Source organism: Gallaecimonas mangrovi (genome assembly GCF_003367375.1).
Taxonomy (GTDB): domain Bacteria; phylum Pseudomonadota; class Gammaproteobacteria; order Enterobacterales; family Gallaecimonadaceae; genus Gallaecimonas; species Gallaecimonas mangrovi.
The window spans coordinates 3,450,842-3,464,846 of sequence record NZ_CP031416.1 but is presented as its reverse complement, the minus strand read 5'-3'; the positions used below and the strand labels follow the sequence as shown (position 1 = coordinate 3,464,846).

General features: G+C 53.1%; 13 protein-coding genes. 11 read left to right on the top strand and 2 right to left on the bottom strand.

The features are described from left to right. Window position 1 precedes the first annotated feature (1 nt). From DW350_RS16425 to lpdA, 10 genes are all read left to right on the top strand, one after another. Entirely contained in the window at window positions 2-865 is an 864-nt protein-coding gene (locus DW350_RS16425; protein WP_192954719.1) for a prepilin peptidase, read from the top strand. Continuing rightward, the gene (coaE, locus tag DW350_RS16420; RefSeq protein ID WP_115719973.1) at window positions 862-1,464 is read left to right on the top strand and encodes a dephospho-CoA kinase; all 603 of its coding nucleotides are present in this window, start codon (window positions 862-864) and stop codon (window positions 1,462-1,464) included. Before DW350_RS16425 ends, coaE begins: the two co-directional genes overlap by 4 nt. 31 nt (window positions 1,465-1,495) lie before the next feature. Beyond that, entirely contained in the window at window positions 1,496-2,233 is a 738-nt protein-coding gene (locus tag DW350_RS16415) for a cell division protein ZapD (RefSeq protein ID WP_115719972.1), read from the top strand. 9 nt (window positions 2,234-2,242) lie between these two features. Then, complete coding sequence (gene yacG, locus DW350_RS16410; RefSeq protein WP_115719971.1) at window positions 2,243-2,416, top strand: DNA gyrase inhibitor YacG; 174 nt, start codon at window positions 2,243-2,245, stop codon at window positions 2,414-2,416. Between the two features lie 66 nt (window positions 2,417-2,482). Then, a complete protein-coding gene (ampD, locus tag DW350_RS16405) occupies window positions 2,483-3,025 on the top strand; it encodes a 1,6-anhydro-N-acetylmuramyl-L-alanine amidase AmpD (RefSeq protein ID WP_115719970.1) in 543 nt (180 codons plus the stop codon). After that, window positions 3,022-3,822, top strand: coding sequence for a regulatory signaling modulator protein AmpE (ampE, locus tag DW350_RS16400; RefSeq protein WP_115719969.1), 801 nt, complete (start codon window positions 3,022-3,024; stop codon window positions 3,820-3,822). The genes ampD and ampE overlap by 4 nt, the downstream gene beginning before the upstream one ends. A gap of 131 nt (window positions 3,823-3,953) precedes the next feature. Next, complete coding sequence (gene pdhR / locus DW350_RS16395; RefSeq protein WP_115720669.1) at window positions 3,954-4,733, top strand: pyruvate dehydrogenase complex transcriptional repressor PdhR; 780 nt, start codon at window positions 3,954-3,956, stop codon at window positions 4,731-4,733. A 60-nt stretch (window positions 4,734-4,793) separates the two neighbouring features. Next, window positions 4,794-7,460, top strand: coding sequence for a pyruvate dehydrogenase (acetyl-transferring), homodimeric type (aceE, locus tag DW350_RS16390; RefSeq protein ID WP_115719968.1), 2,667 nt, complete (start codon window positions 4,794-4,796; stop codon window positions 7,458-7,460). An 11-nt stretch (window positions 7,461-7,471) separates the two neighbouring features. Continuing rightward, entirely contained in the window at window positions 7,472-9,421 is a 1,950-nt protein-coding gene (gene aceF / locus DW350_RS16385) for a pyruvate dehydrogenase complex dihydrolipoyllysine-residue acetyltransferase (RefSeq protein ID WP_115719967.1), read from the top strand. A gap of 92 nt (window positions 9,422-9,513) precedes the next feature. After that, window positions 9,514-10,938, top strand: coding sequence for a dihydrolipoyl dehydrogenase (gene lpdA / locus DW350_RS16380; RefSeq protein ID WP_115719966.1), 1,425 nt, complete (start codon window positions 9,514-9,516; stop codon window positions 10,936-10,938). 95 nt (window positions 10,939-11,033) lie between these two features. Here lpdA and DW350_RS16375 read toward each other — a convergent pair whose 3' ends face one another. Together DW350_RS16375 and purE are read right to left on the bottom strand one after the other, a co-directional pair. Beyond that, the gene (locus DW350_RS16375; protein ID WP_115719965.1) at window positions 11,034-11,996 is read right to left on the bottom strand and encodes an ATP-grasp domain-containing protein; all 963 of its coding nucleotides are present in this window, start codon (window positions 11,994-11,996) and stop codon (window positions 11,034-11,036) included. Further along, the gene (purE, locus tag DW350_RS16370; RefSeq protein WP_336406954.1) at window positions 11,993-12,529 is read right to left on the bottom strand and encodes a 5-(carboxyamino)imidazole ribonucleotide mutase; all 537 of its coding nucleotides are present in this window, start codon (window positions 12,527-12,529) and stop codon (window positions 11,993-11,995) included. Before purE ends, DW350_RS16375 begins: the two co-directional genes overlap by 4 nt. Window positions 12,530-12,666: 137 nt before the next feature. Here purE and DW350_RS16365 point away from each other — a divergent pair, with 137 nt between their 5' ends. Beyond that, on the top strand, window positions 12,667-13,596 hold the full coding sequence (locus DW350_RS16365) for a VirK/YbjX family protein (RefSeq protein ID WP_115719963.1): 930 nt from the start codon (window positions 12,667-12,669) through the stop codon (window positions 13,594-13,596). Window positions 13,597-14,005 lie beyond the last annotated feature (409 nt).

Genomic DNA, 14,005 nt, shown 5'->3' with positions numbered 1-14,005 from the left:
GATGCAATGGATGGATTTATTGGGCCGCGAGCCATTGTGGTTGGCGGTTTTTGTGTTTGTGCTGGGCATGCTGGTAGGCAGCTTTTTAAACGTGGTTATCTACCGCTTGCCGGTGATGCTAGAACGGCGCTGGAAACGTGAAAGCCGCGAATTATTGGCGCTGGAGTTTCACGATTCCCTTCCTCCTTTTAACCTAATGGTACCGCGTAGCCATTGCCCGAAATGCCATGCCAAAGTGGCGTGGTACGACAATATCCCGCTAATAAGTTGGTTATTGCTGCGTGGCCGCTGCCGGCATTGCCAAACCAAGATCTCGGCACGCTATCCGCTCATTGAGTTGATCACTGCTGTTTGCTCAGCGGTGGTCGCGCTGCATTTTGGTGCCAGTTTTACGCTGTTGGCGGCGCTCTTTTTTACCTGGATGCTTATTGCCCTGACCTTTATCGACGCGGACACCATGCTACTGCCGGATGACCTGACCTTGCCGCTACTATGGGCGGGGTTATTGGTTAGCTGTTTTGATGGCGGCGTGATACCGACGCAAGCCATTGTTGGCGCTGCCTGTGGTTATTTATCGCTTTGGGCCGTCTATTGGCTGTTTAAACTTGCCACCGGTAAAGAAGGTATGGGTTACGGCGACTTTAAATTGCTGGCGGCATTGGGCGCTTGGCTCGGCCCTTGGATGCTGCCGCAAATTATATTGTTGTCTTCGGTGTTTGGTGTGCTTTGGGGCATTGTGAGTGCCGTGAGCCACAAACGGGGTAGCCACCCCATGCCCTTTGGTCCCTTCCTGGCTATGGCTGGGTGGGTTGCTTTACTTTGGGGGCAAAGTATTAACCAGTGGTATTTAGGAACCTTTAGCTGATGTTTGTAGTAGGGCTGACTGGCGGTATTGGTTCGGGTAAAACTACCGTTGCCAATCTTTTTGCCGAGTTAGGTGTAAAGCTGGTTGATGCCGATGTTGTTTCTCGCCAAGTCGTGGCGCCAGGTACCAAAGGGCTTAGCGCCTTAGTTGAACATTTTGGACGCGACCTTTTGAATGCTGAAGGCCAGCTTGATAGGGCCGCACTGCGGGCTCATATCTTTAATGACGAAAAGGCCTGGCAGTGGGTTAATGCCTTGCTACACCCACTTATTCGTAGCGAAATGCAAAAGCAGCTTCAGGCGGCCAGCAGCACATATGTTGTGTGGGTGGTGCCATTGCTGATTGAAAATGGCCTTTTTGAAGATTGCGACAGAGTGTTGGTTGTGGATGCACACGAGCATCAGCAGCGTAGCCGCGTTTTGGCCCGTGATAGTAAAGCCGATGCTGATGCCATTATGGCTCGGCAGCTTTCACGTCATGAACGGCTGAAATATGCCGACCATATTGTCGATAACAGTGGCGATCTTGACGATTTGAAAGCCCAGGTTCAGCTTTTACACCACCTCTATCTGTCAGAAGCTCAACAAAAAAGGCTATGATTGATGCTACGAAATCAACATTTGCCGAACCATGGATTGTCAGTTCGAATTTCCCCTGTCTGAAAAGTATCGCGCCTATCTAAGGCTGGATTATCTGCTTTGTCGGTTGTTTAAGGCGGCCGAGGAAGGCGAATGGCCGTTTTTTACCGTGCTGTTTGATCTTCTGGATGTGCTGGACAGAGGCGATGTAAAAGCCGAGCTCATTAAAGACTTGGAAAGGGCAACCGAACAGCTTAGCCGCTGGGCGGAAATGCCGGGTGTTGATGCGGTGCAGTTGCAAGGGCTCAGTGACGAGCTGCAAAGCCACCGCCAGTGGTTGTTAAACCAACAGCGGTTACCACCCAATTGGCGTGACGACCCACTGTTAATGGGGCTGCGGGCACGTTTTACCGTGGCCGGTGGTGATGCACCTTTCGACCTTCCCCAATTAGCGTGCTGGCAACAACGCAGCTCGCTGCAGCGCCAGGCCGACATCGCCGCTTGGCTTGGCAGCGTGGAACCCTTTGCCCGAGCACTGAGCCTTTTCTTGCGTTTGGTGCGAGAAGGTGGCCGAGGCGAACAGGTGGTGGCGCGCAATGGCTTTTTTCAAGCCGCCAGTGAAAATCTTGTGCTACTTCACCTTGCCGGACTTCCTGCCGATGTTTACCCTAGCGTCTCTGGGCACCGTGGCCGTTACACGGTGCGTTTAATGGTTTTGGGTAATGACGGCGAAGCAACGCCTTTAGCTGAAGATGTGCCCATGGTTCTTGGCCATTGCTGCTGGCAATAGGAGAAAGCTTTGGTAGTTAATTGCCCCACTTGTGGCAAAGACGTCACCTGGGATGAAAATAGCCCGTTTCGCCCTTTCTGTTCTAAACGCTGTCAATTGATCGATTTAGGTGAATGGGCCTCTGGCGACAGAGCCATTCCTGCCGAAGAAGAATCGCCTTCCGAACCTGACGATTACGAATAACAGCCTGTTTTTCAGTCAATAAATGGTTTGTGCTACAGTGGCCTAAAGATGGTTTTGGAGCCACTGATGGCCAGTGACTGGTACCCCGGCGCCCGGCGCCATCCTAGCCCCCACTTTGACGAGCGGCCTGATAGTTTATCGCCCGATACCTTGGTAGTGCATAACATCAGCCTGCCGCCACAGGCGTTTGGCTCTGGGCTTATTCCTGCCTTTTTTGCCGGTAGCTTAGATTGCGAGCAAGCCCCTTGGCTTGAAAGGCTCAAAGGGGTACGCGTCTCCGCCCATTTCTTTATTGATAGGCAAGGTGAGGTTTGGCAATTCGTCGCCTTATCAAAGCGGGCATGGCATGCCGGGTTGTCGGCTTTTCAGGGCCGTGAGCGCCTTAATGACAACAGTGTTGGTATTGAACTGGAAGGCGCTGACCACCTGCCTTTTACCGGCCAGCAGTATCAGGCTCTAGCCAAACTCAGCCTTTGGCTTTTTGCACATTCACAAGTAAGACCTCAATCTGTACTTTCCCATGAGACCATAGCGCCGATGCGTAAAACCGATCCCGGTTCGGGTTTTGACTGGCTGGCTTATTATCGCCTGATGGAGACATTGGCATGATGCTGATCACCTTGCTTATTCTGCTGGCGCTTGACCGGGTAACGATGTTGCCGCCCGCTTGGCAGCTAGATACCTGGTTGCGCCGTTTACCTGCTGTTTTGCGCACGCCTAGTTTTCGCTGGCCGCTGTTGCTGCTTTTATTAGCTGCTATCTCGGTATTGGTCGATGGGGTGCTTTATTTCTTGCCTGGGCCCATTAGCTGGCTGTTGTCATTGCTATTACTGTGGATGACCTTAAATACCACCGAGGTGCGCCAGCGGTATCGGCAAATGTTGAATGCCTTTTCACGCGGCGATTTGCAAGCGGCCGACCTGACCTCTTTAGAGCTTGAACAACCTTTAACCTCGGCAACCTACCAAGGGCGTCAGCGCACTCTAATGGCACTACTTTGGGCGAACCTGCGTCATTACTGTGCGGTACTGTTTTTCTTTGTTATTGCCGGTACCGGCGCCGCTTTAGCCTACGGTTTGCTTCGCTATTGGCACGACCAAAACCTACCACAAGCACGCAAAGTTAGCCCTTGGCTGGAATGGTTGCCGGTGCGCTGCATGGCATTGGGTTTTGCGTTTGTCGGCCATTTTTCAAGAGCCATGCCGCGCTGGTTAGAAGGACTGTTAAAGGCACCTTCTTACAATGAAGACTACCTTGGCAGCGTGGCACTTTCAGCGGAAGAAGTGGATTGCTCTGAAGCCTGTAGCGACAAACCGGTGCTGGCGATGGTGGCCCTTGCCAAGCGCAATTTGCTGTTTTTTCTGTGCCTGGTAGCCATTCTTATTTTGTTGGGATTTTTGGTCTGACCAATTTTCTTGCTGTCTTGCAAGGCTGACATCCCCCTGGCGCGGCTTCGACTCCGGTCGAATAGACAGGGTGCTTTCCATCTGATAATGTGAGGGCACTTTTTGCGCTATTGGTCTTACCAATTGACACCATGGCTGGTTATCAACGTATAAAACAGCCGCGTATAGCGGATGTCATCCAGGAACAATTGGAAACCCTCATCTTAGAGGGCACCTTGGCTCCGGGGCAGAAATTGCCACCGGAACGGGAATTGGCTGTGCAGTTTGATGTGTCACGGCCTTCTGTTCGAGAAGCGATCCAAAAGCTCGAAACCAAAGGCATGTTAGTGCGTCGCCAGGGTGGCGGTACCTATGTCAGCCAAGACATATACGGCGAGATGGCTAATCCGCTGTTTGACATGCTCACCGAACATCCCGAAGGCCAGTTGGATCTCCTTGAGTTTCGTTACGCCCTGGAAGCCATGGCCGCTTATTACGCGGCGCTACGCGGCACCGATACCGACTTTGCCGAGATCCGGGCCGCCTATGTGGATGTTGAAAGTGCCCATAGCACTGATGATGTGCCGCTAGAAGCCAAGGCCATCACCCGTTTTCATGAATTGGTTGCCCAGGCCAGCCACAATGTGGTGATCCTGCACCTGTTCAGAATTATGAAGCCGATGCTTATTTTAAACGTGCAACAGAACTTAGAGATGCTGTATCAGCGCTCAAGTGCACCGGAAAGAGTAGGGCAGCATCGCAAGCATTTGCTGGAGTGCATCGTCTCTGGCAAACCCCAGGAAGCCCGCGTTGCTTGTGAGCAGCACCTGGCTTACCTGGAGGAAACTTTGTTGGATATCCGCCGCGAACAAAGCCGTTTGCAACGTTCATTAAGGCGCTTACAAAGCAAACCGTCGCGCAGCAAAACCTAGTCTATGGTTTAAGCGCAGACGACTTATTAATCACAATCAGAGCAAGATAAGGAACAAGCCATGTCAGAGAAGGTTATGCATGACGTGGACCCGCAGGAAACCCGTGAATGGCTGGACGCGCTCCGTGCCGTTATGGATGAAGAAGGTGCTGAACGCGCCCATTACCTGCTGGAATCCCTGACTGATCAGGCTCGTCGTAATGGCGCCCACCTGCCTTTCGAAGCCACCACTGCCTATGTAAATACCATTCCGGCCGGTCAAGAGCCGGAAGTTCCCGGTGACCAGGGCATGGAACGGCGTATCCGCTCCATCATTCGCTGGAACGCCCTGGCCATGGTATTACGCGGTTCCAAGAAGAACCTGGAACTGGGTGGCCACATTTCTTCATTTGCCTCCAGCGCCACGCTTTATGATGTGGGCTTTAACCATTTCTTCCGCGCACCGAACGAAAAAGACGGCGGCGATCTGGTTTATTTCCAAGGCCATATTTCACCCGGCATCTACTCTCGCTCCTTCCTGGAAGGACGCCTGACCGAAGAGCAACTGGATAACTTCCGTCAAGAAGTGGAAGGTAAAGGCCTGCCATCTTATCCGCACCCGAAATTAATGCCCGATTACTGGCAGTTCCCTACCGTTTCTATGGGCTTGGGGCCAATTGCGGCAATTTATCAGGCGCGTTTCCTCAAATACCTGACCGATCGCGGTATTCGTGATTGCTCCGAGCAGCGTGTTTACTGCTTCCTGGGCGACGGTGAATGTGACGAGCCAGAAGCGCTGGGTGCCATTAGCCTAGCTGCCCGTGAGAAACTCGATAACCTCACTTTCATCATTAACTGTAACCTGCAGCGCCTTGATGGCCCTGTTCGTGGCAACGGTAAAATTATCCAAGAGCTTGAAGGCACCTTCCGCGGCGCAGGCTGGGAAGTGCTGAAAGTGATTTGGGGCCGTTATTGGGATCCGCTGTTGGCGCGTGACACTTCTGGCAAACTGTTGCAGCTGATGGAAGAAACCGTTGACGGTGAATACCAGAACTGCAAAGCCAAAGGTGGCAAATACACCCGCGACAATTTCTTTGGTAAATATCCTGAAACCAAAGAAATGGTGGCCAATATGTCTGACGACGACATCTGGCGCCTCAACCGTGGTGGCCACGACCCATACAAGGTTTACGCCGCCTATCATCGCGCTGTAAACACCAAGGGTCGCCCCACTGTTATCCTGGCTAAAACCGTTAAAGGTTATGGTATGGGTGACGCCGGTGAAGGCAAAAACATTGCCCACCAGGTTAAGAAAATGGACATGGACGCGATTAAATACTTCCGTGACCGTTTCAACATTCCGATCAGTGACGAACAGCTGACCGACCTGCCTTACTATCACCCCGGTGAAGACTCCGAAGAGGTTAAATACCTCAAGGAACGGCGCGCTAAACTGCACGGCTTTATGCCCGCGCGGCAGCTTCGCTTTAACGGCGAGCTGGATGTTCCTGGCCTTGACGCCTTTGAGTCTGTCACCAAAGGCAGTGGCGACCGTGAGATCTCCACCACCATGGCGTTCGTGCGGGTGCTAACTGCACTGCTCAAAGACAAGCAAATCGGCAAACGTATCGTGCCGATTATTCCTGATGAAGCCCGTACCTTTGGTATGGAAGGCTTGTTCCGTCAGGTGGGTATTTACAGCCGTGAAGGCCAAAAATATACCCCGCAGGATGCTGACCAAGTTGCCTTCTACAAAGAAGACAAAAAAGGCCAGGTGCTGCAAGAAGGTATCAACGAACTGGGCGCCATGTCCGACTGGGTTGCAGCTGCTACCAGCTACAGCACCAACGGCGAGCCGATGATCCCGTTCTACGTGTACTACTCCATGTTCGGCTTCCAGCGTGTGGGCGATATGGCCTGGGCGGCTGGCGACCAACAGGCGCGCGGCTTCTTGATTGGCGGTACCGCCGGCCGGACCACCCTTAACGGTGAAGGCCTGCAACACGAAGACGGCCACAGCCATATCCAGGCTGGCGTTATTCCTAACTGCGTTACTTACGACCCGACTTACGGCTACGAAGTGGCGGTGATTGTGCAAGACGGTATTCGCCGTATGTACGGCCAGGACCAGGAAAACGTCTACTACTACCTGACGGTGATGAACGAAAACTATCACCAGCCAGCCATGCCTGAAGGCGCAGAGGAAGGTATCCGCAAAGGTATCTACAAACTCGAAACCGTTAAGGGTAAAGGCAAGGCGCAGGTACAGCTGATGGGCTCTGGCACCATTTTGCTGCAAGTCCGTGAAGCGGCCCAAATTCTCGCCAACGACTTCGGTGTGGATGTCGACGTGTTCTCGGCAACCAGTTTCAACGAACTGGCCCGCGACGGCTTAGAAGCCGAGCGCCACAACATGCTGCACCCCGATGCCAAAGAACAAGTGCCTTTTGTAACATCTGTGCTGGCCAAAGACGTGCCTACCGTTGCGGCTACTGACTACGTCAAACTCTATGCCGACCAAATTCGCGGCTTTGTTCCTGGCCCTTACCGGGTGCTGGGCACCGACGGCTTTGGCCGTTCCGATAGCCGTGACAACCTGCGTCGTCATTTCGAAGTAAATGCCCATTACGTGGTCGTGGCTGCCCTTTATGAACTCGCGAAAGCGGGCAAGGTCGACAAGAAACTGGTGTCTGAAGCCATTAAGCGTTTCGATATCGACATTGATAAAGTCAACCCGCTGCACGCATAAGGAAAAGAGCAATGGCAGAGACTCGTGATCTGATCGTGCCCGATATCGGCAGCGACGCGGTGGACGTCACCGACGTGCTGGTGAGCGTGGGCGACAGTGTTGAAGTAGAAGATGGCCTTATCTCCGTTGAAGGGGATAAAGCCGCCATGGACGTACCGGCCACTTTGGCCGGTACTATCAAAAGCCTGACCGTCAAAGAAGGCGACAAGGTGTCTACCGGCGACAAGATTGGCACCATTGAAGTGGGTGAAGCTGCCGCCGCACCTGCCGAGGAAGCTAAACCTGCGCCGCAAGAAGCGCCGAAAGCCGAAGCACCAAAAGCGGCTGAACCGGCCCCGGCTGCTGCCACTGGAGCTACTGAACAACAGGAAATTCACCTGCCGGATGCTGGCGGTGAAGTTGAAGTGGTTGAAATTTTGGTTGCCCCCGGCGATGTCATTGAAGCCGACCAAGGTCTGGTATCCGTTGAAGGCGATAAAGCCGCCATGGAAGTACCGAGCCCGCTGGCTGGCAAAATCGTCGAAGTAAAAGTTAAAGCTGGCGACAAAATCAATGAAGGTGACCTGGTTGCCATTATTGAAACCGGTGCCAGTGCCCCGGCTGCCGCTGCGGCACCTGCGGCGGCAGAAACCGCTACTCCTGCGCCCAAGGCCGAAGCGCCTGCGGCCAAGGAAGTTAAAGAGGTTGCCCTGCCTGACGCCGGTGGCGACGTTGAAGTGGTTGAGATCCTCGTTGCGGTTGGTGACACCGTGGACGCCGAACAGGGGCTGATTTCTGTGGAAGGCGATAAAGCCGCCATGGAAGTGCCAGCACCTTTTGCCGGCACCGTGAAAGAGATTCTGGTAAAAACCGGCGATTCAATCAAAGAAGGCTCCTTGATTGTGAAGCTGGAAACCGCCGGTAGTGCGCCGAAAGCCGAAGCAACAGCGCCTGCTGCTAGCGCCCCGGCTGCCAGTGCGCCAAGTGCGGCGCCCGCTCAGGCGGCCAAACCGCCGCCGGTTCCGCATCACCCTTCAGCTGGTACCTCAGCACCTGCCGGTTTGGTACATGCCAGCCCGTCGGTACGCCGCCTGGCCCGTGAGTTTGGTGTTGATCTGACTCAGGTTAAAGGCACCGGCCGTAAAGGCCGCATTCTTAAAGAAGACGTACAAAACTACGTTAAAGCCGAACTGGCTCGTCCGAAAGCAACTGGCGGTGCCAGTGCTGGCGGCGGCAATGTGTCGGTGATTGATTGGCCGAAAGTTGACTGGAGCAAGTTCGGGGAAGTGGAAGTGGTTAAGATGAGCCGCATCCAAAAAATCTCTGGCCCGAACCTGCATCGTAACTGGGTACAAATTCCCCATGTTACCCAGTTTGATGAAGCCGATATGACCGATCTGGAAGCTTTCCGTAAGAGCCAGAATGAATTGCTGGCTAAGAAGAAAGAGAACTTCAAGATCTCGCCGCTTATCTTCATTATGAAGGCGGCGGCTAAAGCCTTGGAGCTGTATCCCAAGTTCAATTGCTCCATCGGTGAAGACGGCGAAACCTTAGTGATGAAGAAATTCGTTCACATCGGTATTGCTGTTGATACCCCCAACGGTTTGGTAGTGCCTGTGGTACGTGACGTCAATAAAAAAGGCGTTTACGAGCTGTCGCAGGAACTGGGTGAGATCTCTGCCAAGGCACGCGCCGGGAAACTGACCGCTGCCGATATGCAGGGTTCAAGCTTCACTATCTCCAGCCTTGGTGGTATTGGTGGTACCCAGTTCACCCCCATCGTGAATGCCCCTGATGTGGCCATTCTGGGTGTGTCTAAGGCCGACATGAAGCCGAAATGGAATGGTAAGGAATTCGAGCCTCGTTTGATGACCCCGCTGGCGCTGTCTTATGACCACCGGGTGATAGACGGTGCCGACGGTGCCAGGTTTGTCACTGCGCTGTCCGGCATGCTGGGCGATCTGCGTCAAATCATTCTGTAAACATCGAGGGGGCTTTGCCCCCTCGTTTTTATAGCGTTACACTGGCGGGGCCCTACATAAGTGGCGCCGCGCAAAGAATAATGAGGTAGATAATGAGCAACGAAATCAAGGCACAACTGGTTGTGCTGGGTTCAGGTCCTGCGGGTTATTCCGCGGCCTTCCGTGCCGCTGATCTCGGTTTGGAAACCGTGATCATCGAGCGTTACAGCACCCTCGGTGGTGTTTGTTTGAACGTGGGCTGTATTCCTTCTAAAGCCCTGCTGCACGTTGCCAAGGTGATTGACGAAGCCAGCACCATGGAAAGCCACGGCGTAAGTTTCAGTAAGCCGGAAGTGGACCTGGACAAACTGCGTGCTCACAAAGACAAGGTTATCGGTCAGCTGACCGGCGGTCTTGGCGGCATGGCCAAGATGCGTAAAGTCAAAGTGGTTAACGGTTACGGTAAATTCACCGGCCCTAACAGCATTGAAGTAGAAGGTGACGACGGTAAAACTGTGGTGAACTTCGACCAAGCGATTATTGCTGCCGGCTCTCGTCCTATCAGCCTGCCGTTTATTCCTGAAGACGACCGTATTTGGGACAGCACCGGTGCCCTGCAACTGCGTTTTGTACCCAAGAAAATGCTGGTTATGGGTGGCGGTATTATCGGCCTGGAAATGGGTACCGTTTATAAAGCCCTGGGTGCAGAAATTGACGTCGTTGAAATGTTCGACCAGCTGGTACCGGCTGCCGACAAAGACGTCGTTAAGATCTTCACCAAGCGCATCAGCAAAAAAATGAACCTGATGCTGGAAACCAAGGTTACCGCTGTAGAAGCCAAAGAAGACGGTATCTACGTGACCATGGAAGGCAAGAATGCCCCGGCTGAGCCGGTTCGTTACGACGCCGTGTTGGTTGCCATTGGCCGTACCCCTAACGGTAAGCTGATTGATGCCGACAAAGCGGGCGTTAACGTTGATGAGCGCGGCTTTATCGCCACCGACAAGCAAATGCGCACTAACGTGCCGCACATCTTCGCTATCGGCGATATCGTTGGTCAGCCGATGCTGGCGCACAAAGGTGTGCACGAAGGTCATGTTGCTGCCGAAGTGGCTTCCGGCCTCAAACACTTCTTTGACCCGAAAGTCATCCCATCCATCGCCTACACCGATCCGGAACTGGCTTGGGTTGGTTTGACCGAAAAAGAAGCCAAAGAAAAAGGCATCGAGTACGAAGTGGCCAACTTCCCGTGGGCAGCATCTGGCCGCGCCATCGCCTCCGATACCTCAGACGGTATGACCAAGCTGATTTTCGATAAGAAAACCCATCGCATCATTGGTGGCGCTACCGTTGGTGGCAATGCCGGTGAATTGCTGGGCGAAATCGGTCTGGCAGTTGAAATGGGTTGCGATGCCGAAGACTTGGCGCTGACCATTCATGCTCACCCGACGCTGCATGAGTCTGTGGGCTTAGCCGCTGAAGTGTACGAAGGTTCTATTACTGACCTGCCGAACGCCAAAGCCAAGAAGAAAAAATAAGCTTTCTGTTAATGAAAAAAGCCGCCCAAGGGCGGCTTTTTTATTATTCGTGCAATGTAAAAAAACGGCTGCGCATTTGAATGGCAGCCGTTTTTTTACAGCAAGGTGTTGATATGGCCTACCTTGCGGCCGGGCCTTGGGGTTTTGTTGTACCAATGCACCTTGCCAGTGCCGCTTAGCCACTGATAGTCGAGCTCGACACCAATCAGGTTATCCATGCGGGTGGCAACCCAGCTGAGCTTTTCGGGCAACGGCAGGCCCGCCACCGCGCGCAGATGCAGCTCGAACTGGCAGACATTGGCGCCATCTTGGCTCCAGTGCCCAGAGTTATGTACCCGTGGCGCCATTTCGTTAATAAGCAGTTTGTCGCCGCAGTCAAAAAGCTCAACCGCCATCACCCCAACATAATTAAGGTGGTCCATCAACGTGCCAAGAATACGCTCTGCCTCTACTTGCCATTTAGCCGCGTCAGGCGCGGGGGCCAGGGTTTCGACCAAAATGCCGTCTTTATGAACGTTTTCAACGACCGGATAAAAGAGCTTGGCACCGTCTTTGCCGCGCACGCCAACAATAGAAACCTCGCGCTGAAAAGGGATCATTGCTTCGGCGATGCAGTCCGTTTCGCTAACAAAGCCAGGTTCGCTCACCCGCCACTGGCCTTTACCGTCATAGCCGCCTTGGCGGGCTTTAACCACCAGTTTATTGGCGATATTGGTAAGCAGGCTGTCGGCTAGGGCGCCTGTTTCTAGCTCACCCCAAGGCGCAGTGGGTAGGCCTAGTTGGTCGTAGAGCTTTTTCTGCGGCAGGCGATCGCTAACCAGTTGGTAGGTCGACAGATTGAGCAGCTCGCCATGAAAAGGTGTTTGCGGCAGCAGCTCACGCTCAGCCGTTACCCAATCAAAATCGCTGGGGCCGGTATCGCCGCGGGCATCCATTTCGGTGCCGAAAAAATAACGCTTGGTATCGGGGCAATAACGCCAAAGCTCAATACCTAATCGCCAGGCCACTTCGCCCATCATGGCGCCCAGTTGCCCCGCGCCAATCACTAAGCCTTTCATGCCGGTTTCCTCGGATCGGGATTGGCCAGCACTGCATCGGTTTGTTCTTTACGAAAATCATCGAGGTGAGCGGCGACCTTGGCGTCATGAAGGGCAACAATTTGCGCGGCTAAAAGCCCGGCGTTAGCTGCTCCTGCGGCGCCAATAGCAAGGGTGCCAACGGCAACGCCTTTTGGCATTTGCACAATAGACAGCAGGCTATCTAAGCCCTTTAACGCCTTGCTTTGCACTGGCACGCCTAATACCGGTAGCGGTGTCATGGAAGCAATCATGCCGGGGAGGTGGGCTGCACCACCGGCGCCGCCAATGATCACCTCGAAACCCTTATCTTTGGCGCTCTTCGCGAAATCCACCAGTTTTTCCGGGGTACGGTGGGCAGATACCACTTCAACATGGTGAGGCACACCCAAACGGTCCAGCATATCTGAGGCACCTTTCATGGTTTCCCAGTCTGAGCGCGAGCCCATCACGATAGCGACTTTCATAGGATCTCCAGCAGTTTCTAGCCATGGAAAACGGTTGCGGGCCGGCATTATACCCGGAGATGAGGCGAAGTGCTTCCCTCCATTGGTACGCGTGACCTGATCTCTGTTCAGGCTCCGTTTTACTGTCACAAATTAAATTTATAGCGAAATAAAACTTCGTTAAAAGTTTAACTTTGAGTGTGGGTATGCAGTTCGCGCCTTATTTCCCTAGCCGTCGGCATATGGCGGCCAAGATTTACCCCGGTGACAGCTTACACGCTGTCAAAAAACGCCTGCTGTTTCTGGGGCGAAGCCTGCTTCACGGCAGTGCTTATCGTTACACCCTGGCGCTGTTTAGTCCCCCCAGCTTGCAGCCAGTATTGCGCCGGCACGCAAGAGCGGTTGAGAAGACCTTTAAACCCTATTTGATAGCGGGGCTGACGCCAACGGAGCGTTATACCCTGCTCGCCCGTCATTATTGGCTGTTAACGCAGCATTGGGATCAAAAAGCCTTATCCGTTTTTTTGCGTCACGGTGTCGACTTGGCTCGATTTGAAGGGCCTAAAGGCGAGGATGTTTTTATTCGGCTGGCATACATGCCGCAGTTCCAGCGAGAAGGGGAAATAACCTTAGTTTTAGAGGCCGATGGCCAGCGCTTTTATTCCATTACCTTTTCGCTGACTCAAAACCCGCAGGGGCAAAAGGGGCTGCTTGTTGGTTGCATGCAAGGGCCAGGGCGGCAAAGCGTATTGGATGAAGATTATATTCGCCAGTTTACCCACCATTTTTTTGGCATGCGTCCCAAGGCCTTGATGGTTGAGCTATTAGGTGTTGTTGCCCGCCATTGGCAATGTGGCTTTATTAAAGCGGTTTCAAACCAGGGGCATATTTTTGCCAGCCAGCGCTATAAGCGGAAAAACAAACTAAAAACGGACTATAACGGCCTCTGGCATGAGTGCGGAGGGCACGCTGTTGACGAGTTAACGTGGTTATTACCCCTGGCACTGCCGCGTAAAGAAATGAGCGATATTGCCAGCAAAAAGCGCAGTCAATATCGAAAACGCTACCAGTGGTTGGATGAAACCGCGCTTTGTTGCCAGCGCAGCTTAACGCAGTTTCAAAATACATTACCGTAGCCAAATCAGCCCAATGCGAAGCCGGTGTTGGGCAATCTCTTTTGGCAATAGACTGTGCCTTACCTCTAAAAGTCGCTAGTGACTTTGCCTTTATTCTGAATTATCTCCCGCCTTGTCTGGTTTTCATCTGCTCGCTTGTCTTCTTTATTTCCCCGTTGTGGCTACTTTTACATAAGTAACAGCCTGGGCTTTGGGTGCTGTTAGCTGTGAAAAAACGCCGACTTTTGCCATGATTGGTAAAAAAGACGCTTACACCAGCCTTGTTAGGGATTAAGTGCGCTTGGGATCTGGTTTGCCAAAGCCGCCTTTTAAAGCCAAGGCTCGGCCAAGATGGCGTTTCTAATGTCAGCGTTTTGTGACCACAATATCGACAATGTTATGTTGCCGAGTGCGGTATATTCGAAAAAAA

Excerpts from the sequence above, each read along its gene's own strand:
- aceE (WP_115719968.1), top strand. The coding sequence starts at position 4,794 with ATGTCAGAGAAGGTTATGCATGACGTGGACCCGCAGGAAACCCGTGAA.
- ampE (WP_115719969.1), top strand. The coding sequence starts at position 3,022 with ATGATGCTGATCACCTTGCTTATTCTGCTGGCGCTTGACCGGGTAACG.
- DW350_RS16365 (WP_115719963.1), top strand. The coding sequence starts at position 12,667 with ATGCAGTTCGCGCCTTATTTCCCTAGCCGTCGGCATATGGCGGCCAAG.
- purE (WP_336406954.1), bottom strand. The coding sequence starts at position 12,529 with ATGCCGGCCCGCAACCGTTTTCCATGGCTAGAAACTGCTGGAGATCCT.
- lpdA (WP_115719966.1), top strand. The coding sequence starts at position 9,514 with ATGAGCAACGAAATCAAGGCACAACTGGTTGTGCTGGGTTCAGGTCCT.
- pdhR (WP_115720669.1), top strand. The coding sequence starts at position 3,954 with ATGGCTGGTTATCAACGTATAAAACAGCCGCGTATAGCGGATGTCATC.
- DW350_RS16415 (WP_115719972.1), top strand. The coding sequence starts at position 1,496 with ATGGATTGTCAGTTCGAATTTCCCCTGTCTGAAAAGTATCGCGCCTAT.
- DW350_RS16425 (WP_192954719.1), top strand. The coding sequence starts at position 2 with ATGCAATGGATGGATTTATTGGGCCGCGAGCCATTGTGGTTGGCGGTT.
- aceF (WP_115719967.1), top strand. The coding sequence starts at position 7,472 with ATGGCAGAGACTCGTGATCTGATCGTGCCCGATATCGGCAGCGACGCG.
- ampD (WP_115719970.1), top strand. The coding sequence starts at position 2,483 with ATGGCCAGTGACTGGTACCCCGGCGCCCGGCGCCATCCTAGCCCCCAC.
- DW350_RS16375 (WP_115719965.1), bottom strand. The coding sequence starts at position 11,996 with ATGAAAGGCTTAGTGATTGGCGCGGGGCAACTGGGCGCCATGATGGGC.